23 protein-coding genes and 1 tRNA gene are annotated in these 23,379 nt (G+C 54.9%); 14 read left to right on the top strand and 10 right to left on the bottom strand.

Annotated elements, in window-relative coordinates; translation table 11 throughout:
• Positions 1-78: 78 nt before the first annotated feature.
• The 3 genes from secB to ACCI51_RS11955 form a co-directional block, all read right to left on the bottom strand.
• Positions 79-573: a protein-export chaperone SecB gene (secB, locus tag ACCI51_RS11945; RefSeq protein WP_299588104.1), complete on the bottom strand. Its 495-nt coding sequence runs from the start codon at positions 571-573 to the stop codon at positions 79-81.
• Positions 574-732: 159 nt separating this feature from the next.
• Positions 733-993: a glutaredoxin 3 gene (gene grxC / locus ACCI51_RS11950; protein ID WP_371843744.1), complete on the bottom strand. Its 261-nt coding sequence runs from the start codon at positions 991-993 to the stop codon at positions 733-735.
• A gap of 30 nt (positions 994-1,023) precedes the next feature.
• Complete coding sequence (locus tag ACCI51_RS11955) at positions 1,024-1,440, bottom strand: rhodanese-like domain-containing protein (RefSeq protein ID WP_371843745.1); 417 nt, start codon at positions 1,438-1,440, stop codon at positions 1,024-1,026.
• 227 nt (positions 1,441-1,667) lie between these two features.
• Here ACCI51_RS11955 and gpmI point away from each other — a divergent pair, with 227 nt between their 5' ends.
• The 3 genes from gpmI (at position 1,668) to ACCI51_RS11970 (ending at position 5,908) form a co-directional block, all read left to right on the top strand.
• Positions 1,668-3,215 (top strand): 2,3-bisphosphoglycerate-independent phosphoglycerate mutase, encoded by a 1,548-nt coding sequence (gene gpmI, locus ACCI51_RS11960; protein WP_371843746.1) that lies wholly within the window; start codon positions 1,668-1,670, stop codon positions 3,213-3,215.
• Positions 3,215-4,342: a murein hydrolase activator EnvC family protein gene (locus tag ACCI51_RS11965; RefSeq protein WP_371843747.1), complete on the top strand. Its 1,128-nt coding sequence runs from the start codon at positions 3,215-3,217 to the stop codon at positions 4,340-4,342. The genes gpmI and ACCI51_RS11965 overlap by 1 nt, the downstream gene beginning before the upstream one ends.
• Positions 4,343-4,549: 207 nt before the next feature.
• A complete protein-coding gene (locus ACCI51_RS11970; RefSeq protein WP_299588093.1) occupies positions 4,550-5,908 on the top strand; it encodes a S41 family peptidase in 1,359 nt (452 codons plus the stop codon).
• Between the two features lie 114 nt (positions 5,909-6,022).
• Here the strand turns inward: ACCI51_RS11970 and hisF are convergent, their stop codons facing one another.
• The 4 genes from hisF to hisB are packed head-to-tail and all read right to left on the bottom strand — an operon-like array spanning position 6,023 to position 8,805.
• On the bottom strand, positions 6,023-6,784 hold the full coding sequence (gene hisF / locus ACCI51_RS11975; RefSeq protein WP_299588091.1) for an imidazole glycerol phosphate synthase subunit HisF: 762 nt from the start codon (positions 6,782-6,784) through the stop codon (positions 6,023-6,025).
• Positions 6,784-7,515: a 1-(5-phosphoribosyl)-5-[(5-phosphoribosylamino)methylideneamino]imidazole-4-carboxamide isomerase gene (gene hisA / locus ACCI51_RS11980; protein ID WP_299588089.1), complete on the bottom strand. Its 732-nt coding sequence runs from the start codon at positions 7,513-7,515 to the stop codon at positions 6,784-6,786. The genes hisF and hisA overlap by 1 nt, the downstream gene beginning before the upstream one ends.
• Before the next feature lie 52 nt (positions 7,516-7,567).
• Complete coding sequence (hisH, locus tag ACCI51_RS11985; RefSeq protein WP_371843748.1) at positions 7,568-8,218, bottom strand: imidazole glycerol phosphate synthase subunit HisH; 651 nt, start codon at positions 8,216-8,218, stop codon at positions 7,568-7,570.
• On the bottom strand, positions 8,218-8,805 hold the full coding sequence (gene hisB, locus ACCI51_RS11990; protein WP_299588084.1) for an imidazoleglycerol-phosphate dehydratase HisB: 588 nt from the start codon (positions 8,803-8,805) through the stop codon (positions 8,218-8,220). Before hisB ends, hisH begins: the two co-directional genes overlap by 1 nt.
• 116 nt (positions 8,806-8,921) lie before the next feature.
• Between hisB and ACCI51_RS11995 the strand changes: the two genes are divergently transcribed.
• From ACCI51_RS11995 to ACCI51_RS12005, 3 genes are all read left to right on the top strand, one after another.
• Positions 8,922-9,221, top strand: a complete 300-nt coding sequence (locus ACCI51_RS11995; RefSeq protein WP_299588081.1) for a hypothetical protein — start codon at positions 8,922-8,924, stop codon at positions 9,219-9,221.
• A gap of 86 nt (positions 9,222-9,307) precedes the next feature.
• Positions 9,308-11,428, top strand: a complete 2,121-nt coding sequence (locus tag ACCI51_RS12000; RefSeq protein WP_371843749.1) for a TonB-dependent receptor — start codon at positions 9,308-9,310, stop codon at positions 11,426-11,428.
• A gap of 15 nt (positions 11,429-11,443) precedes the next feature.
• Positions 11,444-13,777 (top strand): AsmA family protein, encoded by a 2,334-nt coding sequence (locus ACCI51_RS12005; protein ID WP_371843750.1) that lies wholly within the window; start codon positions 11,444-11,446, stop codon positions 13,775-13,777.
• A 78-nt stretch (positions 13,778-13,855) separates the two neighbouring features.
• Here the strand turns inward: ACCI51_RS12005 and ACCI51_RS12010 are convergent, their stop codons facing one another.
• Positions 13,856-14,086: a hypothetical protein gene (locus ACCI51_RS12010; protein ID WP_371843752.1), complete on the bottom strand. Its 231-nt coding sequence runs from the start codon at positions 14,084-14,086 to the stop codon at positions 13,856-13,858.
• On the opposite strand from ACCI51_RS12010, the gene ACCI51_RS12015 reads away from it, so the two are divergent.
• The 4 genes from ACCI51_RS12015 to ACCI51_RS12030 all read left to right on the top strand — a co-directional run bounded on the left by ACCI51_RS12015 (position 14,080) and on the right by ACCI51_RS12030 (position 16,645).
• A complete protein-coding gene (locus ACCI51_RS12015; protein WP_299588069.1) occupies positions 14,080-14,607 on the top strand; it encodes a hypothetical protein in 528 nt (175 codons plus the stop codon). The genes ACCI51_RS12010 and ACCI51_RS12015 overlap by 7 nt on opposite strands.
• 460 nt (positions 14,608-15,067) lie before the next feature.
• Complete coding sequence (gene mutY, locus ACCI51_RS12020; protein WP_371843754.1) at positions 15,068-16,132, top strand: A/G-specific adenine glycosylase; 1,065 nt, start codon at positions 15,068-15,070, stop codon at positions 16,130-16,132.
• A 36-nt stretch (positions 16,133-16,168) separates the two neighbouring features.
• The gene (locus tag ACCI51_RS12025; RefSeq protein ID WP_299588064.1) at positions 16,169-16,444 is read left to right on the top strand and encodes an oxidative damage protection protein; all 276 of its coding nucleotides are present in this window, start codon (positions 16,169-16,171) and stop codon (positions 16,442-16,444) included.
• A gap of 125 nt (positions 16,445-16,569) precedes the next feature.
• Positions 16,570-16,645 (top strand) — tRNA-Phe (locus ACCI51_RS12030).
• Between the two features lie 361 nt (positions 16,646-17,006).
• Here ACCI51_RS12030 and ACCI51_RS12035 read toward each other — a convergent pair.
• A complete protein-coding gene (locus ACCI51_RS12035) occupies positions 17,007-18,308 on the bottom strand; it encodes a hypothetical protein (protein ID WP_371843755.1) in 1,302 nt (433 codons plus the stop codon).
• A 1,127-nt stretch (positions 18,309-19,435) separates the two neighbouring features.
• On the opposite strand from ACCI51_RS12035, the gene ACCI51_RS12040 reads away from it, so the two are divergent.
• The 4 genes from ACCI51_RS12040 to ACCI51_RS12055 all read left to right on the top strand — a co-directional run bounded on the left by ACCI51_RS12040 (position 19,436) and on the right by ACCI51_RS12055 (position 21,761).
• Entirely contained in the window at positions 19,436-19,870 is a 435-nt protein-coding gene (locus ACCI51_RS12040; protein WP_371843756.1) for a hypothetical protein, read from the top strand.
• Positions 19,871-19,878: 8 nt separating this feature from the next.
• Positions 19,879-20,421 carry a hypothetical protein gene (locus tag ACCI51_RS12045; protein WP_371843757.1) on the top strand — a complete coding sequence of 181 codons (543 nt, stop codon included), beginning with the start codon at positions 19,879-19,881 and terminating at the stop codon, positions 20,419-20,421.
• A gap of 204 nt (positions 20,422-20,625) precedes the next feature.
• Positions 20,626-21,051, top strand: a complete 426-nt coding sequence (locus tag ACCI51_RS12050) for an acyl-CoA thioesterase (protein WP_299588641.1) — start codon at positions 20,626-20,628, stop codon at positions 21,049-21,051.
• A gap of 260 nt (positions 21,052-21,311) precedes the next feature.
• Entirely contained in the window at positions 21,312-21,761 is a 450-nt protein-coding gene (locus ACCI51_RS12055) for a DUF1810 domain-containing protein (protein WP_371843758.1), read from the top strand.
• 10 nt (positions 21,762-21,771) lie between these two features.
• On the opposite strand, the gene ACCI51_RS12060 is transcribed toward ACCI51_RS12055, so the two are convergent.
• Entirely contained in the window at positions 21,772-23,109 is a 1,338-nt protein-coding gene (locus ACCI51_RS12060; RefSeq protein ID WP_299588646.1) for a dicarboxylate/amino acid:cation symporter, read from the bottom strand.
• Positions 23,110-23,379 lie beyond the last annotated feature (270 nt).

Below are 23,379 nucleotides of genomic sequence, written 5' to 3' on the forward strand. Positions count from 1 at the left end.
ACGTATTTGCTTAGAATGCGCAAATAACAGGTATAAAAAAAGGCCCCCTAGGGGGCCTTTTCACAAGCTGCAGCGGGATTATGCGTCCGCTTTGACCTGAGCGCCTTCAGTCTGCTGCTGCGCCTGATTCAGGGCTTGGGCAAACAGGGCGTCGAAATTAACCGGTGGCAACATCAGAGCCGGGAAAGAGCCTTTAACAACAGCGTTGTCGATCACTTCGCGGGCATACGGGAACAGGATCTGCGGACAGGCGGTATTCAGTGCCTGCGCCAGCTGTTGACCTTCCAGGCCTTTGATACCAAACAGGCCGGCCTGCTTCACTTCCACCAGGAACGCCGTGTCTTCTTCCAGCTTCACCGTGATGGTGAGCGTCAGCGCCACTTCGTACAGATCGTCTTCAACCTTGGCGGTCTTGGTGTTCAGCTCCTGGTTTACCTGGGGCTTCCACTGTTTTTTGAAAACATCGACACCCATTGGGGTCTCGAAGGAGAGGTCCTTCAGGTAGATACGCTGCATTGCGAATTGTACTTGTGGAGCCTCTGCGTTTGCCGCGCCGTTTAATTCTTCAGCCATGTTACTGCCTGTTTTTATAAAAAGTGTATTGATGCCTTCCGTGAGAAAGACTCCCCATATGAAGCCTTCAGATTGGGGCCTGCAAATACCGTTTCAAGGCCCGGACCGGATTAATCGCAAATATTGAAAACCGCTTGAGGCACGCGACGTCAACCTTTATCAACCAGCCGACTTGAGCAATCCATCGAGCTTGCCACTGCGCTCTGCGGCCATCAACTCGTCGCAACCGCCCACATGGAACTCGCCAATCCAGATCTGCGGTACCGTGCGGCGACCGGCCTTTTCCGCCATCTGCGCGCGCAGCTCGGGCTTGTTATCCACCGCAATCTCACGATAGTGCACACCCTTACTCTTCAGCAGTTGCTTGGCACGCACACAATAAGGACAAAAACGGGTGGTATAGATGACTACATCCTGCATGACAAAACTCCGTCAAACTGATACATCCAATTAACCCTTGCCTTTCACCAAGGGCAGGTTCTGGTTGCTCCACTCGCTCATGCCGCCCTGTAATCGGCGCACCTGGAAGCCCTTCTGCTTCAGCAGGCGGCCCGCGGGCCCGGCGTGCTGGCCCATTTTATCCGCGACAATTACGACCTTTTCCTTAAATGGCTCCAGCTCAGCAAAGCGTTCGGCCACCTCCCCGTGGGGGATATGTAGGGCATCGACGATATGTCCGGCGGTAAACTCACTGCGATCGCGCACATCCAGGACCTTGGCCCCATCGCTGTTAATCAACCGGGTCACCTCATGCAGGGATACCGGTACACCGGCCTTGTAGCGCTCACTCAGAACCAGCGCATACAGCAGTGCAACAAGCAGGCCGACCAGCAGCCACTGCTCACTCAAAAAAACGAAAAAATCCACTCCGCCCCCAAAATCCATCGTGGTGATCGTTACGGCGCAGCTGCGCCAAAGCTGGCGGGAGTATACACGATTGTGGCGAATTTCTAACCAGCAAAATGTTCCCCCTACGGCACTCACATAGACTCTACAGGACCCATCCAGCACTAATCGACATGGTTAAACGATGGCCGAACGGGTTAAAATCCGCGTCCGCAATCCAAACCACCCGATAGAGGAAATCCGTCGCTATGGCCGCTCCGCAAGCCCCGCAAAAACGCCCCCTGGTCCTGCTGATTCTGGACGGCTTCGGCCACAGCGACAATCCCGAGTACAACGCGATTCGCGCCGCAAAGTCTCCGGTATGGGACAACATCTGGGCAACCCGTCCAAAAACGCTGATCCAGACCTCCGGTATGGCAGTGGGCCTGCCCGAGGGACAAATGGGCAACTCCGAAGTTGGGCATATGACACTGGGCGCCGGCCGGGTGGTGTACCAGAACTTCACCCGGATCAATAAGGCCATCCAGGACGGCGACTTCTTTCGCAATGCCGCCTATACCGCAGCGGTAGACAAAGCCATCACCAACAACGGCGCGATACATATTATGGGGCTGCTCTCCGAGGGCGGCGTGCACAGCCACGAAGATCATATCGTCGCCATGGTAACCCTGGCCGCACAGCGCGGTGCCCGCGCCATCTATGTGCACGCCTTCCTCGATGGCCGCGATACGCCACCGCGCAGTGCCGAGCCCTCTATCGCACGTCTGATGCAGGTGTGCGATGCCGTTGGCAATGCGCATATGGCCACCCTGGCCGGCCGCTACTTCGCCATGGACCGGGACCAGCGCTGGGAACGCACCAAATCCGTCTACGATATGCTCACCCTGGGCACTGCACAGCACAGTGCCCGCGATGCCCTGGCGGGGCTGGCCGCCGCTTATGAGCGCGGTGAGAACGATGAGTTTGTCGCCCCAACAGTTATCGGCGAGCCGGCTCCAATTCAGGATGGCGATGCCCTGATCTTTATGAATTTCCGCCCGGATCGCGCGCGTCAGCTGACCCGCGCCTTCACCGAGGCGGATTTCGATGGCTTCGAGCGCATTGCCAAGCCGCAACTGGCAGACTTTGTGATGACCACCGAATACGCTGCCACTATTCATGCCAGCTGCGCCTTTCCCCCAGAAAAACTGGTCAACGCCCTCGGCGAGTACCTTTCGGCTCAGGGCAAAACCCAACTGCGCATCGCCGAGACCGAGAAGTACGCACACGTCACTTTCTTCTTCAGCGGCGGTCGCGAAGAACCCTATAGCGGTGAAACCCGCGAGCTGATCAAGTCTCCAGATGTGGCCACTTACGACCTGCAACCGGAAATGAACGCAGCGGAAGTCACCGACAAACTGGTCGCCGCCATCGACAGCGGTGCGTACGACACCATTATTTGTAACTACGCCAACGGCGATATGGTCGGCCACACCGGCGTCTTCGAGGCGGCAGTGAAGGCTGTAGAAGCCCTGGACCAGTGTGTCGAGCGCGTAGTCGACGCAGCGCTGGCCGCAGGCGGTGAAGTATTGATCACTGCGGATCACGGCAATGTGGAGGAAATGTTTGACGCTAACTCGGGCCAGGTCAGCACCCAGCACTCCACGCTGCCGGTACCATTCGTTTATGTCGGTGCACGCAATGTGCAAATGTGTGACGGAGGCAGTCTGGCGGATGTGGCGCCAACCATGTTAGCGTTGATGCACCTGCCACAACCGGCAGAAATGACTGGCCATAGTTTGGTAAAAATGGACTGATGAAAACTCTCGTACTCTTCCTGATCGCCCTATTGTCCCTGCCCGCCTGGAGTCAGGCGGAGGCGGACCAACAAGCACGCCTCACCGAAATTAAGCAGCGTATCGAGTCCCTGCAACAGGAGCTCAACCAGGTGCGCGGCCAGCGCGACCAGCTGCTCAAGGATCTGGAAGAGAACGAGAAAGATATCTCCGGGCTGCACCGGCGCATAGACCAGATCCGGCGGGATATGCGCAGCCGCACAGAAAAGCTGCGCGAACTCCGGCAGGAGCAGAAAACGCTACAGGAGGCCCGGCGAAGTATGCAGCGGCGGGTCGAACAGGAGATCGCCGCCGCTTACCGACTGGGCCGACAAGAACAGATCAAACTCCTCCTCAACCAACAAGACCCACAGAACATCGCCCGCCAGCTCCGCTACCACGATTACTTCCTCCAAGAACGCAGCCGCGTTATCGACCACTACCTGCAAACCCTCACCTCGCTGGAGACGGTCTCGGCATCGATTGAGCGCGAGCAGAATACCTTGCAGGCAGAGCGGGCACAGCTGCAGGAGCGCCAGGAAAAACTGCGCAGCGCACAACAGGGGCGCAAACGCACACTGGAAAAATTGGCGGCGAAACTCGCCAATGGCGGCGGTGAACTCAAACAGCTGCAGGGTGACCGCAAGCGCCTGCAGACATTGATCGACGAGGTGGGGCGGGCTATCGCCTCACTGGTCAATCCGGACCAGCACAAGCCCTTCGCCCGCCAGCGGGGCAAGCTGCAATGGCCGGTCAAAGGGCGTCGCGCCAATGCCTACGGCCAGCGCCGCGCCAACGGTATCACCTGGAAAGGGGTGACCATCCGCGCCGCCGCGGGGGAGCCCGTGCGCGCAGTACACCGCGGGCGCGTGGTCTTTTCCGACTACCTGCGCGGCCACGGCATGCTGGTGATCCTCGAGCACGGCGACGGCTATATGAGTCTCTACGCGCACAATCAATCCCTCACCCGCAATATTGGCGAATGGGTCGAGAGTGGCGATACCATCGCGCGGGTCGGTAACAGCGGCGGCCTCACCCACAGCGGCGTCTATTTTGAAATCCGCCATCGCGGCAGAGCCCAGGATCCCACGGTGTGGTGCCGGGGTTAAACAATAGCCGTCCCGCTCGATGGCTCTTGGTTCTTTGGTGCATGCCACGCATTTGTACCAGTGCTCAGAGCCACTGCAAGACAGTCGGGCTTTTCGCGACTAAGCCTGTGACACAGTAGAATTTGGCGGCGCATTAGAATCCCTGCCAATCTCTGCGGTCTACACTTTCGCAAAGCAGCGAAGAAATAAGGCAGAGGTCACAACAATATGTTCATATCCAAGGCGCTCACCACTTTTCTCGGAGCTGCCGCCCTCACAGCCCTGCCATTGATGGGACTCAGCGAGGGGGGCAACCAACCCAATGTGGCCACCGAGAACAGCGGGCGCCTGCCCCTCGAAGACCTGCGCAGCTTCGCCAAGGTCTTCGAGCAAATTCGCCAGGGCTATGTGGAAGAGGTGGACGACCGCACCCTGCTGGAATACGCCATCAAAGGCATGCTGCAGGGCCTAGATCCCCACTCCTCCTATCTCGACCGCCGCTCCTTCGACGACCTGCAGGCAAACACCACCGGTGAATTTGCCGGTCTCGGGATCGAGGTGGGTATCGAGGACGACCACATCACCGTCATCACTCCGATGGATGACACCCCCGCCTCCCGCGCCGGGCTCAAATCGGGCGATGTGATACTGCGCCTTTCAGGCAAATCCTTGAAAGGCATCGGCCTGGACGAGGCGGTGGAGTGGATGCGCGGGCCCAAGGGCAGCAGCGTGACACTGACTATCGCCCGCAAGGGCCACAAGCAACCCTTCGATGTCACCCTCAAGCGCGATACCGTGCGCGTGCGCAGTGTGCGCAGCAAAGTACTCGACGAGGGCTACGGCTACCTGCGTATCAGCCAGTTTCAGCTGGACACCGGCGCCGATGTCGCCGAGGAACTGATCAAACTGCAGAAGAAAGGCGCCCTGAAGGGCCTGATTATCGACCTGCGCAACAACCCCGGCGGCGTATTGCAGTCCTCGGTAAAAGTGGCCGATGCCTTCCTTGAAGAGGGGCTGGTGGTCTACACCGAGGGACGCAATGAAGCCGCCAATCTGAGCTACTCCGCCGAACCCGGCGACCTCACTGAGGGCGCCCCACTGGTCGTGTTGATCAACGCCGGTTCCGCCTCGGCCGCAGAAATTGTCGCCGGCGCCCTACAGGACCACCGCCGCGCCGTGGTTATGGGTACCGACAGCTTCGGCAAGGGCTCGGTGCAAACGGTGATCCCCATCAATGACGAGCGCGCCATTAAACTGACCACCGCCCTCTATTACACCCCCAACGGTCGCTCCATCCAGGCCCAGGGCATCACGCCGGACATCACCGTGGAACGGGTCAAAGTCACCCGTCTCAACGATACGCCGCGCCCCACTGAAGCGGACCTGGCCGGACACCTGGACAATGGCAATGGCGGTGCCGATCGAACTTCGGAGGACCGTGCGCGGGAACAGGAGGAGCGCGATAACTGGCTGGATCGCGACAATCAGATTTTCGAGGCACTCAATGTACTCAAAGGGCTGAATCTCTACGCTCACAGGGACAGGGGTCTGCGCGAACGCTTTGCCCGTGCAGATAAAAAGCAGTAACTGGCGCGCGGCGGGCTCACACCCGCCGTCAGCGCAACCGCTTCAACTTAACGCACCCCTCACCTGTCCGCGATCCCCCTCTCTGCCCACAGGCATCTCAAAGACCTCAAATATCTATAGGCGCATCTCTATCCCAGCTTCCTGCATATAGGCTTTGGCTTCGGCGATACTGAACTCGCCAAAGTGGAAGATACTGGCCGCCAGTACCGCATCGGCACCACCCTGTAATACGCCCTCGGCCAAATGCTGCAGATTGCCGACGCCGCCGGAGGCAATCACCGGCACCGGCACCGCCTCTGTAATCGTGCGGGTCAGATTCAGGTCGAAACCATTCTTGGTGCCATCGCGATCCATACTGGTGAGCAGTATTTCACCGGCGCCGTACTCGGCCATCTGCCGCGCCCAACCCACGGCGTCTATACCGGTGGGCTGGCGCCCACCGTGGGTAAAGATCTCCCAGCGGTTCTCGCCCACCTGCTTGGCATCGATGGCCACCACAATGCACTGGCTGCCGAAACGCTCGGCCGCCTCGCGCACAAACTCGGGATTCTTCACCGCTGCAGAGTTGATCGCCGTCTTGTCCGCACCGGCGTTAAGCAGATTGCGGATATCCTGCAGGCTGCGTACGCCACCACCGACGGTGAGCGGAATAAACACCTCGTGCGCCATTTTTTCCACGATATGCAGAATCGTATCGCGTTGCTCGTGGGTGGCGGTGATATCGAGAAAAGTGACCTCATCGGCCCCCGCCTCGTTGTAGCGGCGGGCGATTTCTACCGGGTCGCCGGCATCGCGGATATCGACAAAGTTCACGCCCTTTACCACGCGGCCGCCATCGACATCGAGACAGGGAATAATGCGTTTCGCCAGTGCCATTATTTTTTCCGTTGATCGCAGAGCTGCTGCGCCGCGCGCAGGTTCAGCTTGTCTTCGTAAATTGCCCGACCGGTAATCGCCCCGTATATCGCACCGGTATCCAGTAGCTGTTCGATATCCTCGATGCTGCTGACCCCACCGGAGGCGATAATCGGCACCTGCACCGCACGGGCCATTTCCAGGGTGGCCTCGATATTGACCCCCTGCATCATCCCGTCGCGGGCGATATCGGTGTATACGATCGAGCTGACCCCACAATCGGCGAAACGCTTGGCCAGTTCTGTGGCTTTCAGCTCGGATACCTCGGCCCAACCCTCAGTGGCCACCAATCCGTCTTTGGCATCGAGACCGACGATAATATGCCCCTCGAATTCACGACAGGCCTCCTCCACCAGCCTGGGCTCTTTCACTGCCGCAGTGCCGATAATGGCCCAGGTCACTCCGGCTTGCAGATAGCGCTCGATGGTGTGCAAGTCGCGGATACCGCCGCCGATCTGCACTGGCAGGTGGGGAAACTGTTTGGCGATAGCGGTGACGGCCTCACCGTTGACCGGATTGCCGGCGAAGGCGCCATTCAGGTCCACCAGGTGCAGGCGCTTGGCGCCCTCGTTCACCCAGTGCTGGGCAGTGGCCAGGGGGTCGTCGGAAAATACGGTGGCGTCGTCCATTTCGCCCTGACGCAGGCGTACGCACTGGCCATCCTTCAAATCGATAGCGGGTATTACAATCATGCTCTGTCTTTCATCGGCAGTAGTTATTGGGGGCGGGAATAGTCCGCGGGCCTCAGGCCCGGCCATTCCAGCTGACAAAGTTTTTAAGTAGTTGCAGGCCAGTCTCGGCGCTCTTCTCCGGGTGAAACTGGGTAGCGAAAATATTTTCCCGCGCCACCGCGGCCGCCAGGGGCACACCGTAGTCCGTGCTCCCGGCCAGATCCGCATTGTCCTCAGCGGGGACATAGTAACTGTGCACAAAGTAAAAACGGCTGTTGTCGGCGATGCCGGCCCACAGGGGGTGCTCGCGAGTTTGCCGCACACTGTTCCAGCCCATATGCGGGACTTTCAAGCGCTCCCCCATGGCGGCCAAGGGCAGGGCCTTGCCGAAAAATTTCACTGGCTGCGGAAAAATATCCAGACAATCGACCCCATTATTTTCCTCACTGTGGCGCATCATAATTTGCATGCCCACACAGATACCCAGCACCGGCGTCTCCGCGGCGATGGCATCCTCGAGCAGCGGCGCGAAACCCGCCTCGACAAACCCTGTCATACAGTCGCGGATAGCACCAACTCCCGGTACCAATAAGCGCTCTGCGCCCTCGGCCTGCTCGGGAGTTTGCGCCAGCACGACCTCGGCTTGCGGCGCCACTTTGTCCAGGGCACTGGCCACCGAGTGCAGATTGCCCATGCCGTAGTCGAGTACCGCAATCTTCCCCATCACAACACCCCCTTGGTGGAGGGCATGGTGCCGGCCATCCGCGGGTCCGGGGTCAGCGCCATACGCAGGGCGCGGCCGAACGCTTTGAATACGGTTTCCACCTGGTGATGGGCGTTGTAGCCGCGCAGGCAATCGATATGCACCGTCACCAGCGCATGGTTTACAAAGCCCTGGAAGAATTCGTAGAACAGCTCGGTATCGAAGTTGCCGATGCGCTTTTGCGTGAAAGGCACCTCCATCACCAGGCCGGGGCGACCGGAAAAGTCGATCACCACCCTGGAAAGGGCCTCATCCAGCGGCACATAGCTGTGACCGTAGCGGGTCATGCCCTTCTTATCTCCCAGAGCTTCGGTGATGGCTTTGCCGAGGGTGATGCCAATATCTTCCACCGTATGGTGGTCATCGATATGGATATCGCCATCGCAGCGGATATCCATATCGATCATACCGTGGCGGGCAATCTGATCGAGCATATGCTCCAAAAAGGGAACCCCGGTGGCAAACTGGCCGTGCCCCTGGCCGTCCAGGTTGACGCTGACTTGAATCTTGGTTTCCAGAGTGTCGCGGGTGACGCTAGCCTTACGCATCGAGAGCGTTCCTTTTTTGGTCGATAAGACAGAGGGCGCAAATTATAGGATGAATGACGCCCCCTGTGGTCCGCTAGTGTCAGATGAAACTTGATTCGTAATCCTGAGCACCTATCATGCTCAGCATGGTTACCTTCAAGCGCCGAAAATCCCATTACTGGGCCAGCCTGTTTCTGCTACTCGCCTTAGTCGCAGCACAGCCGCTGTGGGCGGAGCATTTCCACCTTGGCAACAGCCAGGTAGAACTGTGTGACCTGTGCTGTATGCACTCCCCCGCAGCACTCAGCAGCGAGCCATTGCTCGTTCAGGCTGAGCCCCAAAGTCATTACAACCGACGCTCTGCGCCGACAGCGCGCGATTGCCAGCCGGAGCGCCAGAGCGCGCGCGCCCCACCTCCCTCCCTGTCACTCCGTTAATCCAAAAAACACTAACAACTTGCTTTGTGGATGCCCGCGCCTGTGCGCCTTGGGCGGCGTCCGCCTGTGACAGGACACAAAAACCAATGACCAAGTTCAACACTTTGGCCCTGGCCATCGCCAGCCTGGCCGCGCCCGCTATTTACGCTGCTGAAACCCACTCGACCTTAGAAGAGGTCAACGTCACCGTATCGCCGCTGGATAAACCCGCCGATGCCGTAGCTGCGCCAGTCACCGTCCTCTCCGGCGACGCACTGCGCAAGTCCGCCGCAGCGACCCTGGGCCAGACTCTGCAAGATCAGCCCGGTGTGGCCAACGCCTCCTTCGGCAGTGGCGTGGGCCTGCCGGTGATTCGCGGCCAGAGCGCCAATCGGGTAAAAATCCTCAGCGATAACCTAGATGTGTCCGACGCCTCCAGCACCAGCTCCGACCACGCCGCCAGTATCGAGCCGCTGCTCGCCGAGCGCATCGAGATACTGCGCGGCCCCGCCGCCCTGCGCTATGGCAGCGGAGCCGTGGGTGGCGTGGTTAATATCATCGATGGACGCATCCCCAGCGCCGTGCCCGAAGCGGTGGAGGGCGCAGTCGAGCTGCGCCACAACAGCGCCGACCGCCAGGACGCCTCCGTCTTTCGCCTCACCGGTGGCGCGGGGCAGCTGGCCTGGTATGTGGACGGGGTCTATCGGGAAAATGGCGATACAGAAATTCCGGGCCTCGCCATTATCGAACACGGCGAAGAGCACGATGATCACGAGGAACACGAGGAACACGCCGGCGAAGAAAGCGAGCACGAAGAGGCGTTCAACACCGACGGCTATGTGGGCAACACCAATGCCCGCGCCCACAGCTATAGCGGCGGCGCCTCCTGGATCACCGACAGCGGCTTTATCGGTGTCTCGGTCAACCGCCTGGAAAACAACTACGGCATCCCCCTGGGTACCCACGAGCACCACCACGAGGAAGCGCACGCAGGGGAAGACCACGATGAACATGAGGAACACGCCGAGGTCGGTGCAATCGATGCAGTGCGTATCGACATGGCCCAGACCCGCTACGATCTCAAAGGCGAGCATCGCTTCGACGGCGATTACTGGGACAAACTGAGCTTACGCATCGGCTACAACGATTACGAGCATGTGGAGCTGGATGGCGACGTGGCGGGCACCCGCTTCACTAACGAAGCCTGGGAGAGCCGGATTGAAATCACTCACGATGCCGGTAACGGCTGGCGCGGTGCCTACGGTTTGCAATTGACTGACAAAGACTTCGCCGCCGTTGGCGACGAGGCCTTTATCCAGCCCTCGCGTACCCGCAGCGCCGGTTTTTTCACCATGAAAGAGCGCGAGTGGGGCGACTGGCACCTGGATCTGGGCGCGCGCCTGGAGCGCGTGGATATAGATCCAGAAATGGCCAACGAGCGCGATTTCAACCTGGTCGGCGCCAGCGCCACACTGCAGTACTTCCTCGCCGAGCACCAACATGTCAGTCTCGGCGCCACCCACTCCGAGCGCGCCCCGGTAGCCGAGGAACTGTTTGCCGACGGCGCACATTTGGCGGAATCCCGCTATCTGTTGGGAAATAACGAACTGGATAAGGAGAGCGGCGTTAACCTGGAGCTGGGTTATCACCACCACAACGAAGCGGCCAGCGGCTGGCACGCCGCCCGGATTGAGGCCAGTGTGTTCTACAATCAGATCGGCGACTATATCTACGCACAGAACACCGGCGGCGAGGAAGAGGGGCTGCCCATCTACGCCTATGCCAATCGCGATGCGACTTTCTACGGTGCCGAGGCCTCGGTGACCTTTCCCCTGCGGGGCAGTTATTACGTGACACTGTTTGGCGATATGGTGCGCGCGCGCTTCGATGAAGCCATCACTGGTGAAAGCTCCGATGTACCGCGTATGCCGCCACTGCGTATGGGCCTGGCTCTGGGTGCCGAATACGACCAGTGGGGTTGGGAATGGCGCACAGTACAGGCCGCGGATCAGGACCGCGCCGGTGCCTATGAAGAGCCTACCGACGGCTACACCCGCATGGACCTGAGCGCTGAGTACAACTTCACGATCGGCGGCAGCGACGCAGTGCTCTTCGCCAGCGCGCGCAACCTGCTCGACGAGGAAATCCGCAACGCCACCTCTCTGCTGCGCGACTATGCACCGGCACCGGGCCGCAGCATCGAAGCCGGCGTGCGCTTTATTTTCTAAGGCACAATTGCTTCAATGGCCCCGCAGTGCATCGGCCCTGCGGGGCTGTATTTCCTACACTTCCCGGATAAGCTCTTTGTGAAGGGCACGGGAACATCAACCCCCGCCGCAGCGTCTGAAGTGTTGGTATACACGACGAATCTTCTAAAAAACACAGGGACAATCCTCTCCATGGCCTGGATCAAGCGCACACTTATCGCCTTACTGGTCGTTTTCCTTCTGCTCGCCGGCGCCGTCGCCTGGCTACTGGCTGGCCTAGACATCAATCAATACAAACCGCAGTTGGAGAAACTCGCCGCCAAGCAGGGCATCTCTCTGCAACTGCAGGGAGACATCGGCTGGCAGATATGGCCCCAGGTCGGTTTGCAACTGCGCGATATCACCATGGCCCCGCTGCAACTGCCCGAAGAGATCCTGGTGCGCGCCGATAAGATCGCCGTGGGGGTGGCCCTCAAGCCTCTGCTGCAGCGCCGTGTGGAGGCCGAGGAAATTGTACTGATCGCCCCACAGATTGAACTCTCCGTGGACAAAGAGGGGCGCGGTAATTGGGAGCTGATCAGCGAAGCACTGGAGGCGCAGAAAAAACAGCCGCCCAAGCTGGAAATTCCCAGGGAATCGGAAGAGCCGGCCCAGCAACAAGTTGAGCTCAGCCTGGACAAACTGCGTATTGAACAGGGTCTGCTTTCCTACAGTGACGCCCGCACCGCTAAGACCTACAAGGTGGAAGACCTGAGTATTAGCGCCGACAACCTAGTGCCCGGCGGCGAACCTGGGCAACTCAGCGCCAATGCCAATGTGAGTGGCAGCGATTTGCGCTATCCGCTCAAACTGAAACTGGACAGTACCCTGGCCCTGGACGAAGGCCTCAACGGCCTGCGTCTGCAACCCCTGCAACTAATCGTTACCTCCAGCAACAGCGCCAAGGCCACCGTACACCTACGCGGCTATGTGCGTCGCGACAACGGCAATCAGCCCTGGCGTGTACAGATGAATCTCAACGCCAGCGCCGACCCCCTGCGCCCCTGGCTCGATCTGACCGGCAGCGAAGTCGTTACCCGCGATAGCGCCGTACTACAGAAACTGAATATCGAAGCCAGCATCGAAGGCACGGAACAAAAACTCAATCTGACACCACTACAGTTGCAGCTCGACGGCACCACCTTCAACGGCAGCGCTCAGCTGCGCAACGCGGAAATGCCTGGGCTCGACCTAAGCCTGCGCGGCGGCGTTTTTAACCTGGACAGCTACCTGCCGCCTTCCGATGAAGAAAGCGGTGAGGAGGGCAATAAGAAGAGCGGGGAGCCTGTAACAAAGGCACCCTCCACGGAAGCCACAGCACAAAGTGAGGAATCGACACAAACTCCAACGTCCGCGGAGACCCTCAGCGCTCAGCAGACCGAAAAGAAATCCAAGGCCGACACGCAGGGGAAAACCGCCCAGCAAGTACCCGGCGAACCCCTGCCCCTCAGCGATCTGCGCGGTTTCAACGCCAACATCAGCCTCGCCCTGGATCAGTTGCAAGCCGCCGGTCTGCAGCTCGACAGCCCGGAAATACAACTCACGGTGGACAACGGCCTCTACCAGCTACAAAAACTCAGTGCCGACCTCTATGGTGGCCAACTCAATAGCAACGGCCAGTTTAACGCCCGCGCCCAGACGGCCGAAGGACAAGTCCGCGGCGGCCTCACCGGCGTGGATATCGGTAAGGTGCAGGAAGCGCTGTTCCCCAGTGAGAAAGTACAGGTGACCGGCGAGGCCAGCGTGAATTGGGATGGGCGCACCAAGGGCAAAACCTCCACCGATCTGCAGGAGAATCTGCGCGCGGCCGTTAACCTGTCCAGCAAAGAGCTCTCCATAACGCCGTTTAACCTGGAAAAGAGCATGTGCCAACTGTTCAGCTATGCGGAGAGTACCCCGATGCCAGACCGCGACTGGCCAGCGCAAACCGACCTGCAAGACCTGCGCGCCACTATCGCGGTGAAAGGCGAAGAGGTGAACGTGACCGAAATTCTCGCCGGCATCGAGAATATCGCCATGACCGGCGATGGTGAGATAGACCTGAAAAAACAGGACTTCGATTTCGCCCTCGGCCTCGCCCTGGTCGGCGAGAACACCTCCGCCGACGGCTGCTCCGTGAAGAACAAGCGCTGGCGCAACCGCCCGCTGCCACTGCGCTGCAAGGGCGACTTCAACGATGTGGGACCGGGTACCTGTAAACCCGACAGCCGCCGCATCGACGACCTGGTGCGCGAAGAACTGAAATACAAAGCCAAAAAAAAATATGGCGATAAAGTGGAAGAAAAGGTCGACGAACTGAAAGAAAAATTGAAAAACCTTTTTGGCCGTTAATGAAAGCCGCACCGGGGTCCGCCCGGTGCGCAACTTCGGCCCCAATATTCCACGCCAGCCACGCTCGCAATACCCTCATTACTCGAAAGCCGTTTCTAAAGACCGCATTGAACTGCAGTAACGAATGATAACGAGGGGACTGGCGATACCGTTGCCAAAGGCCTGAATCATCCCCTGCCCTTTTTTACATATCCTTTGATTTTTTTCCCATCCCACGACAACTTCCTTATTGCTTGCACTTTCTTTTCCCAAGATCAGTACAAACTCTACAGGGTGAATTGGCCAAATAACGGGAATAACAAATGCCATTACTGGAACGGAATCGAGACAATAAATCCAAGCAAGTGATCACCAAGCTGGTTACTAATGCTGCGAAAAACACACCTGGAGAGGAGGCCTGGGGTAACAACCACGTGAACTGCTATGCCTGGGCCGCAAACTGCGAGAAGCCCCACAAGGGCAAGCCAGACCCCGGCTCCAACTCCGGCTATGACGCGGGCCTGGACAATGCCCGTCTGATTGAGGGCGCCAAGCGCGACGGTATGGCCTATGTAGCCAATGCCCCAGCAAATGATCCCCCCCCTTTCACAAAGGGTTATTATTGTGTTGCCCTATATAAGTCCACAACCGATCACCACTGGTACCGGCGAGACCCGGAAACCGGCTACTGGACTCACAAACCAGGCGCTCACGGGGTGAAAAACTACGGCCCCGGTTTTGTGATTCTGCCCAAGCAGCTGGAAAGAGCAAACCATAACTATGGTATGGCAGCCACGGACTATCACTTTGTCGGCTATTTCTATGTGCCGGAAGAGGGCATTCAGGTCTGACAACTCAACCGGGATCGTCACGATCTTTCTCAGGCAGATCTAGACGATACGGGATGTGTGACCGGCCCTCATATATTTCATCTGGGCGATCCAAACAGTGCCGTCAGCGTACGCAACTCTATTGGGGGCTCCCCCCTGGTTATTTGTAACCAGGATCAGGGGATGCCTCTACCACTGACGCTTCTCTTTCGGGCCGGTAGGTAGATCCCCGCCCCCAGTACCTGCCGATCAACACTGATCCGATGTGCTGTAGCCCCCTCAGCCGCCGTATCGACAACCTCTTGCGCGAAGAACTGAAATACAAAGCCAAAAAAATATGGGGATAAAATCGAAGAAAAGGTCGACGAACTAAAAGAAAAATTGAAAAATCTCTTCGGCCGTTGATCGCAGCCGCACCGGGTCCGCCCGGTACGCAACTCCGGCCCCAATACTCCACGCCACCCAAACTCGCAGTACCTCCATGACCCCAAAGCAGTTCCAAAACGCCGTCCTCAAATGGTTCGACAAACACGGGCGCAAGGACCTGCCCTGGCAACAAAACATCAATCCCTACCGAGTGTGGGTCTCCGAGATCATGCTGCAACAGACTCAAGTGAGCGCCGTTATCCCCTATTTCGAGCGCTTTATGCAGAGCTTCCCCACCCTGCAGACCCTCGCCACCGCGCCGCTGGATAAGGTACTGGCCCACTGGAGCGGCCTCGGCTATTACGCCCGTGCGCGCAACCTGCACAAATGTGCGCAGACAGTTTTGCAGGTACACCGCGGAGAATTCCCACAGGATGTTGAAGCACTCACAGAATTGAGCGGTATCGGTCGCTCCACTGCCGGCGCGATTGCCAGTATCAGTATGGGGCTCCGAGCACCAATCCTCGACGGCAACGTAAAACGGGTTCTGGCGCGCTACCGCGCCGTAGAGGGCTGGCCTGGGCAGAGCGCCGTGGCCAAAGAGCTGTGGGATCTGGCCGAGACCTACACGCCCGACAAGCGCGTCAATGATTACACCCAGGTGATGATGGATCTGGGCGCTACCTTGTGTACTCGCAGCAAACCCCGCTGTGAAGAGTGTCCGTTAAAGAAATCCTGTGCGGCCCACGCCCAGGGCAAACCGCAGGATTACCCCGGAAAGAAACCGCGCAAGGAAAAACCGGTGCGCAGTGCCACCCTCTTGCTACTGGAATACGAAGGTGAGATTTATCTGCAGCAGCGCCCCGCTAGCGGTATTTGGGGCGGCCTCTGGAGTCCACCCCAAGCTGAAGATCCCAAGGCCTGGCTGGCTCAACGGCGCTGGCACGCCAGCGCCATACAAACATTGCCACTACTGCGCCATACCTTCAGCCACTTTCACTTGGATATTACCCCGCAGTGGGTACAACTCGACAAAGTCCCCGCACAGGTGGCGGAGAACGGCGCCGGCTGGTATAAACTCCGGCAGTTAAACCGCGCTCGCGCGGCCCAGGAACTGGGGCTACCCGCCCCGATCGTCAAGCTGGCAAAACAACTACTGGCGCTGCAGGCACCCCTGTGAGCACCAACAACGGCCGACTAAAATCAGGAGGAGTCCATGTCCAGAACCGTATTCTGCCGCAAGTACCAAGAGGAATTGGAAGGCTTGGACGCACCGCCCTTCCCCGGCCCCAAAGGCGTAGAACTTTTTGAACACGTATCCAAAAAAGCCTGGCAGGAGTGGATGTCACACCAGACCATGCTGATCAACGAAAAGCATCTGAACATGATGGAACCCTCCAGCCGCGCCTATCTCAGTGAGCAGATGATGAAGTTCCTCAGCGGCGAAGAGTACGACGCCGCCGACGGCTACGTCCCCCCGGAACAACAGTAAGCGGGCCTCGCAAACCTTCCTCGGTAAAGAAAGAAAACTTTTTATAATCAAGGGGTTGACTCTATACCGGGGAAGAGCTTTAATACGCGCCTCGCGACGCAGGGGAAGCCCAGCAAAATCGCAAAGCCCGGATAGCTCAGTCGGTAGAGCAGGGGATTGAAAATCCCCGTGTCGGTGGTTCGATTCCGCCTCCGGGCACCATATTAAAACCCGCGTCAGCGCTAGCTTTCGCGGGTTTTTTAATGTCCCACCAAAGCATCTAAATACCCACCAGTGTCAACGCAGATCCCCTAAATCCCGATTTTGCGAGTACATCGCTGGCTTCACGCCCCCTAAGTCGCTCACCCCAATCAAAAAAAGCTCACTTTTCAATCAATCTACCAGAAGCTCCAAACAATCACGTGACAGGGGGAGTAAAACCCCCTTGCAGCGATATCCTTTAAATCTCTTCTTGCGCTTCGTAAGAAAGCTGCCCACTTATCGCAGTCTCTTCGCGATTCACGATGCCGCCCCCTAAGCATGTACAATTGCTTCAGACTTGGGTAAAGAAAGAGGAGCCCCCCTAATCCTCAGATGTATCTTCCTTTAGGAGACGCACCTCTTCCTGAATAATGCGTCGAGACATCCACTGTAATTTAGTGAGCAATTTACGCTCCTTCCTGTTTAATCTATTTTTCCCTCCATGCACAATTCTTGATCGAACATCATAGATTTCCTGAAAGTCCTTCAGAACCTCTTCCCTTTGGGTTTGGCTCGCACCAATTAAATAGGCGCATCGATTTCTCAATAGAACCCCAAGCCCTGCCACATCAGATTCAGCCTTATCCCCCAACAAAATCTCGATCACCACTGTCGACTGGATAAACGCTAGTAACTCGTCCTTTCCGCAGTAACTATCAAATAGCCACTGACTGGCCAAAATTAGCTTTTTGGTCTTGCTGTCAAACTCAAAGACCATACCAATATCTGCCAATACATCTTGTATCCAGAATTGCTTTTTAGCTTCGCTATCTAACTTTCCATTTAGATCATGAATTGTTAAGTCATTTATTGACTCGGACTTCGACGCATCAATTTCTTGACTCTGCTGGAAGCTCCAAGCCTCACCTTCAATTTTGTGAATATAAATTTCCGCTTTCTGAGGCGTAGACTGATATTTTCTATCTATCTTGAATAACCGCAGGGCTATTCCTAAGCCAAAAAATGCCCTAATAAGCTCCTCAACTTGTATATAAGTCTCAGTAAGACCATATTTTCCGATGAAGCCTTCCCGGTTAACCTGCAAAACAACCTTATCGGTCCCATCCCACGGATCTAAGTAGACCCTAGCGAGAGCCGCCAGCCCTTCACCTTTAGCAACTGGAAAATTATCAATTGGTATTGGGAAGCGACTCCTAAACTGCTCATCAACTTTTACTAATTTAAGGTAGTCACTGAAACTGTAGTCTTTTAATGATTCATCCAGGACTCCTGACAACTCAGAGGGAAGGCGTAAAGAGAAAGAGTAATTCCAGGGTAGAGAGTCTAGCTTTTCTATCAAGTTAACTGCGACGGTTTGAGCATCTTCACATCCTGGCAGATCAGTTAATTTCGAACCAACTTCATCCGCTTGGTAGTCTTGGTTATCGAATAGGTCACGGGATAAAGTCTCGAAAAAAAATTCAGAAACTGGAATATCACTTATGTAATTATTCAACCATTCCCGAATTTCCCCTGAACTTGGTACGATGTCTTCAGCCGGATAAAATCGAATTGCTGACTTCCTACTCAAGAACATACGATTATCAACCATAACTTCAGGAAGCTCATCGCTAAGTACTTGGAGCAACCGCGCTTTGCACGCATCGTGTAAATTCAGAGCCATACGTCATCCTCAAGACATTCCTACTGATCTGGACAACTTATCACAGGAAGAAAACAGCAGGGCAGCCAAAGCCTTATAATTGACAATACTCACGTACCGGATTGTTATCGGGGTGAGATCCGCTACAAGAAACTACTTTGGTAACACCACTTACGGAATATGTTATCGCTACTCGTCAAACGATTTCCACGTGAAGGTTCCGGCAAGATAGCTGCTCAAATGGTCGCCACCGTTTGAGCAATTTTTAACCGCCTGCTATCAACAGCTTTTACTTTTTGATTTCTAGACTCAGGACCCAAAACATTGGCTCCTTGTCGAGATGCGGCAATGAAAAGAGAGGAATACTATTCTCATGAAAGATCGGCATAGTCAGCTGCATGTCAACAAAGCGTCAACGCAAAGGAGCTGAAACGAGGATAAACCTGCACCAATAACTCGCTAAGTATTTGATTTATGGGGATACTGTTCCGAACGTGCAGTAAACTATTGGCATTGAAAATCCCCGTGTCGGTGGTTCGATTCCGCCTCCGGGCACCATTTTTAAAAAGCCTCATCCGCAGAGATGGGGCTTTTTTATGCTCTAACGAATAACGACGCAAGCCAACTTGGCACTCGCGCGTAAGGGCTTGCAGCTCAAAAAATCGCTTAGTTTCTTTCTCCTCCCAAATGCCAACCTCTACATTCAGCTAGTTAAAATAAAGTTGGTATTTTCAGTTCAGCACACCCTCTAAGCCCCTATCCTCTTGACCCTCAATTGCGGCAAATACTCAAAACCCCTTCATAGCTAAACATGACTCTATGCTTAATTAGTGAATAGAAAAGAAAAAATTAGCTGGTTTGAAGGTGAATGATACTTTATCAAGCTGTGGCAGCAGTTATCGTTATCTGCTTAGAAAGGACTATTTTCATTTAAAGATTCCAAAAATTTCATCATCTTGACATAGAATCATTAAAATTTGAGCCTCAGATGAGAGTGATCGTTGGCACCCAAGTATTTATCATCTCCGCTATGAAACAGAGTATTAGAGAGATCTTACATAAGTACTGAACAACACACTAAATTAACGGATTCGACCCTACTCCTGTAATATACCTGAAATCTTAAGTTGTATATTTTTAGGAAAGAAATGATCAAGAAGATTTTCGTATTAGCCGGAGCCTTATTGGTTGGCGCATGCTCACTATCTCCATATGAAAACTTTAATCCTCAAAAAATAGAGAAAAGTGCAAGTATTAGAGTCATTTCTCATGTTCAGCAGGACTCTTTAATCAAAGAGCCCTTTGTAAGTCCACTCGGCACTGGAGGAGCAGTAATTTCGCTAGCAAAAGCCGTTCACGCCATTCAAGGTGCAAAAATAATCCACCCTTTCAAAGTTCTTGAACAGGATATCAACCTAAAAGATCTTCTGGAAACTTCATTTAAGAATAATCTGGAACATCAAGGTTGGGGCAAAAACAGAAGCTTTACTAGTGAGCAAATTAGTGGAGGATTCAACAAAATGAGTACATGCGATTTGCCAAAGAGGATTCGCTTTTACTTATTTCCACAAAATATTCCATGACTCCTAACATGGAAGTTATCGAATTTATTACTGAATACTCTTTATATAATAGAGTAAACGGAAAAAATCATGAACTTGCCTACCACAATTTAATTATATTTCAATCTTACCCACACAATAGATCAGTCCACCTTCTCAACCCAGAAGAAAGAGAAGCTGAGATTAGACGATTAAATGAAAAATATCCTACCGATTCATCAGTACCAAAAACTCTTGCAGAAAGAAATAAGCCGCTACTGAATAGGTCCCTATCGAAATTAAAGTACCGATTTGTCGAGATAGATAACCACAACCCAAATGGCAATATTTGGCTAGCCAATCAGGGAAAATTATTAAAAGAAGAACTGACGAAAGCGCCTACGATAATTGCTAAGATTATGGCCAAGGAACTATCAGGCCAGTATCCACTGCCGGCAGATCAACTAAAACCTACAAAACATCTTCTGGAAGAACTTGATGGAGGCATGCTCATTAAACGCTTACCCGGAGGACAGCTAACTTACAGACACAAAGCTGCTCCTTATTACCATCAGTCAGGCTATACATTTTAAAAGAAGTTAGTTAAGCGCTCCTCAGCGGCTTATCAATATAAGCCGCTATCAAACTCCTCTTAGAGGCCGTGAAAAATACTAGGAATAATTATTTTTTACTTGCAATCTCGTCTTTATCTCAAGGTAAAAAATATAGAACTATTCATAGCTCCAGTGGCCTATTACAATTAACAGCTTTACTGTATTGACTTAAGTGTAATAACAATGAGTGAAGCCCCCCGCAACCTTCTACATCAGGAAACCTTAGCCGTGCGCTGGGGTGATATGGATGCCTTTGGACATATTAACAACGCTACCTACTTCAGCTACTTTGAGCAGTGTCGCTGCAGTTGGTTAGCCTCGATATATAGCTCAGGCGCTCTAAGCAGCAATCAAGGAGATGGCCCTGTATTACTGAATGCCTCAGCCAATTTTCATTTACCTTTGGTATTTCCTGCCAACATTACTGTAAGTATGTATGGCGGTACTCCAGGGCGCAGTAGCTTTAATAGCTATTATGAGATCAGAGATGCGGATAACACCGATAAAGTCTACACCACCGGTGAAGCTAAGATTGTTTGGGTAGACCAACAGGCTGGGAAATCTATGCCGGTACCTGATGATATACGGGCTTTATTGCCCACCGCTTAAATTGGATTTCTTCAATCAAAAAGACGGTTAACCCCGTCTTTCAAATAACTAATCCTGAAAAATTTTATCGTCAAACAGGGCGTAATAGACAAGGGTTTGATCACCACGAGTTCACATGTCTCAAAAGCGTCTGCTTAGAGGGTAAGTACTACCACTTTACTATTCCTGCCAGAACATGGCCGCTATAACCTAGCCCATGGATATTCATGCTACGCTTTTCTTTTTGTAAAACATAAATAACCTTTTACGGAAAAATGTTTATGAGTGATTATTTTGACCTGGAGCGGTTCTGCCAGGCACAAAACGATACTTATGCACAGGCCCTGCAGGAGTTGCGGCAGGGACACAAACGTAGCCATTGGATTTGGTATATTTTTCCGCAGCTGAAGGGGCTGGGCCACAGTGCTACATCACAACGCTATGGACTGACGGGTCTGGAAGAGGCGCAGGCTTACCTGAAGCATCCACAGCTTGGCCCGCAACTGCGGGAATGTTGCCAGGCGCTGTTAAACCTGCAAGGTCTCAGCGCCCAGGAGATATTTGGAAGCCTTGATGCCATCAAGGTCAGATCCAGCATGACTTTGTTCGCTCAGGCTGAAGGCGGTACCGACAACCTATTTACCCAGGTTTTAGCAAGATACTACGGGGGGCAACAGGACTCGCGCACACTAGAGATCCTGCAGGACTCCAGTACGATCAAACCCTCCTAATGAACAGCCTTCACGCAGCCTGAGTCCCGGCATCCTCCAGGCTGTCGCTGCCCAGTAATTTATCCATCACCAAGCAAGCGGTCAGGTCTCCGGTGACATTTACTGAAGTCCTGCACATATCGAGGATTCGGTCCACGCCAATAATGAGCGCGATGCCCTCGGCCGGCACACCAATACCGGTCAGGATGGTGGCTAGGATTACGATTCCCACACCGGGTGTACTTGGGGAACCAATTGAGGCTCCCACAGTGGTGACTGTCAGGCCGACCAGCTGCGCTGTGCTGAGATCTATACCGTATACCTGGGTGAGAAAGATCGCCGCGATAACCTGGTAAAGTGCCGTGCCATCCATATTCACCGTGGCCCCAAGAGGCACAATAAACTTGGCGATGGGCGGCTTGACTCCGAGAGAGTGCTCGGCAACACGCATAGAAAGCGGCATCACTGCGGCGGAACTGGAGGTGGAAAAGGCCAGGAGCTGCACCCCGCCGATGCGCTGCAAAAAGCTTAAGGGACCCTGTGGCGTGGCCAGCGAAACAATCAACAGGTAAAACGTCAACAGAATCAACAGACCCAAGATCACTGTGCCTACATAAACAGACATACCGACAATTGCGGTTAACCCCACACGGATAGCGATATCGGCAAGCAGGCCAAATACCGCCAGCGGTGCGAACAACATGGCCCAGCCAACAATTTTCAGAGCAATTTCCTGCACTATGCCAAAGGCATAAACCGCCGTTTCACGCTGCTTGCTCGGCAATAACATGACCGCAACGCCAGTGAAGATTGCGTAGACCACCAGCTGCAGCATATTGCGCATGGCGATGCTTTGATTCAGGTTGGCCGGTATCAGCTCGGCAATCCGCTCCGGCAGGGGTTTGGATTCAAGTACCTGAAGGGGAGCAGATTTGGGTAACTCAGTTGCCGCCGTAAGCAGCGCTTCATCAATGTAATGACCCGGCTGGATTATCTGGGCCAGGACTATTCCGATAATCACCGCTACGGTGGTGGTGGCGATAAAATAGGGGGCAATACGCAGCCCGACCCGCCTGAGCTGGCCCACATTACCGCTGCCGCAAAGCCCAAGGATGATGGAAGAGACCACCAGTGGAATCACCACCATCTGGATCATATTCAGGAACAACGCACCGGGCAGTTTGAACCAACTGGCCAATATGACACTGAGGCCCTCATCGACCCATCCGGCCCCTTCCGGCGATAGCAGCAGGCCAGTGCCCAACCCCAAAACCATGGCTAATACTATTTGCATCCAAAGGCGGGTGCGCACTAGCAGGCCCAGGGATTCCACCATTCTGATCAGGTAAACATTGGAGGGATGATTCATCGGAGAATAACCAGGTTTCAATGCAATCACTCAACGAGCCTATTAAAAGGCCGGTATTATCGAGCCAGCCAACAACAAAACCACTCGGTCAGATCAAGTGAGAGGCAACAGGCCAGCCAGCTTAGGGGTGATTGATAGCCATATCTCAGGCAAGGATACTTGTGTTCTATTAGCCATCCATAGCGACCCCGATAATAGGCGCATGGCTCGCCACCGAGGGGTAAGCCTAGCTGCTGGCCCTGTGCCGTGTGATCGTGATATTCCACACGG

Origin of the sequence: Microbulbifer echini, assembly GCF_041447225.1 — a bacterium.
In the GTDB taxonomy this organism is placed as follows: domain Bacteria; phylum Pseudomonadota; class Gammaproteobacteria; order Pseudomonadales; family Cellvibrionaceae; genus Microbulbifer; species Microbulbifer echini.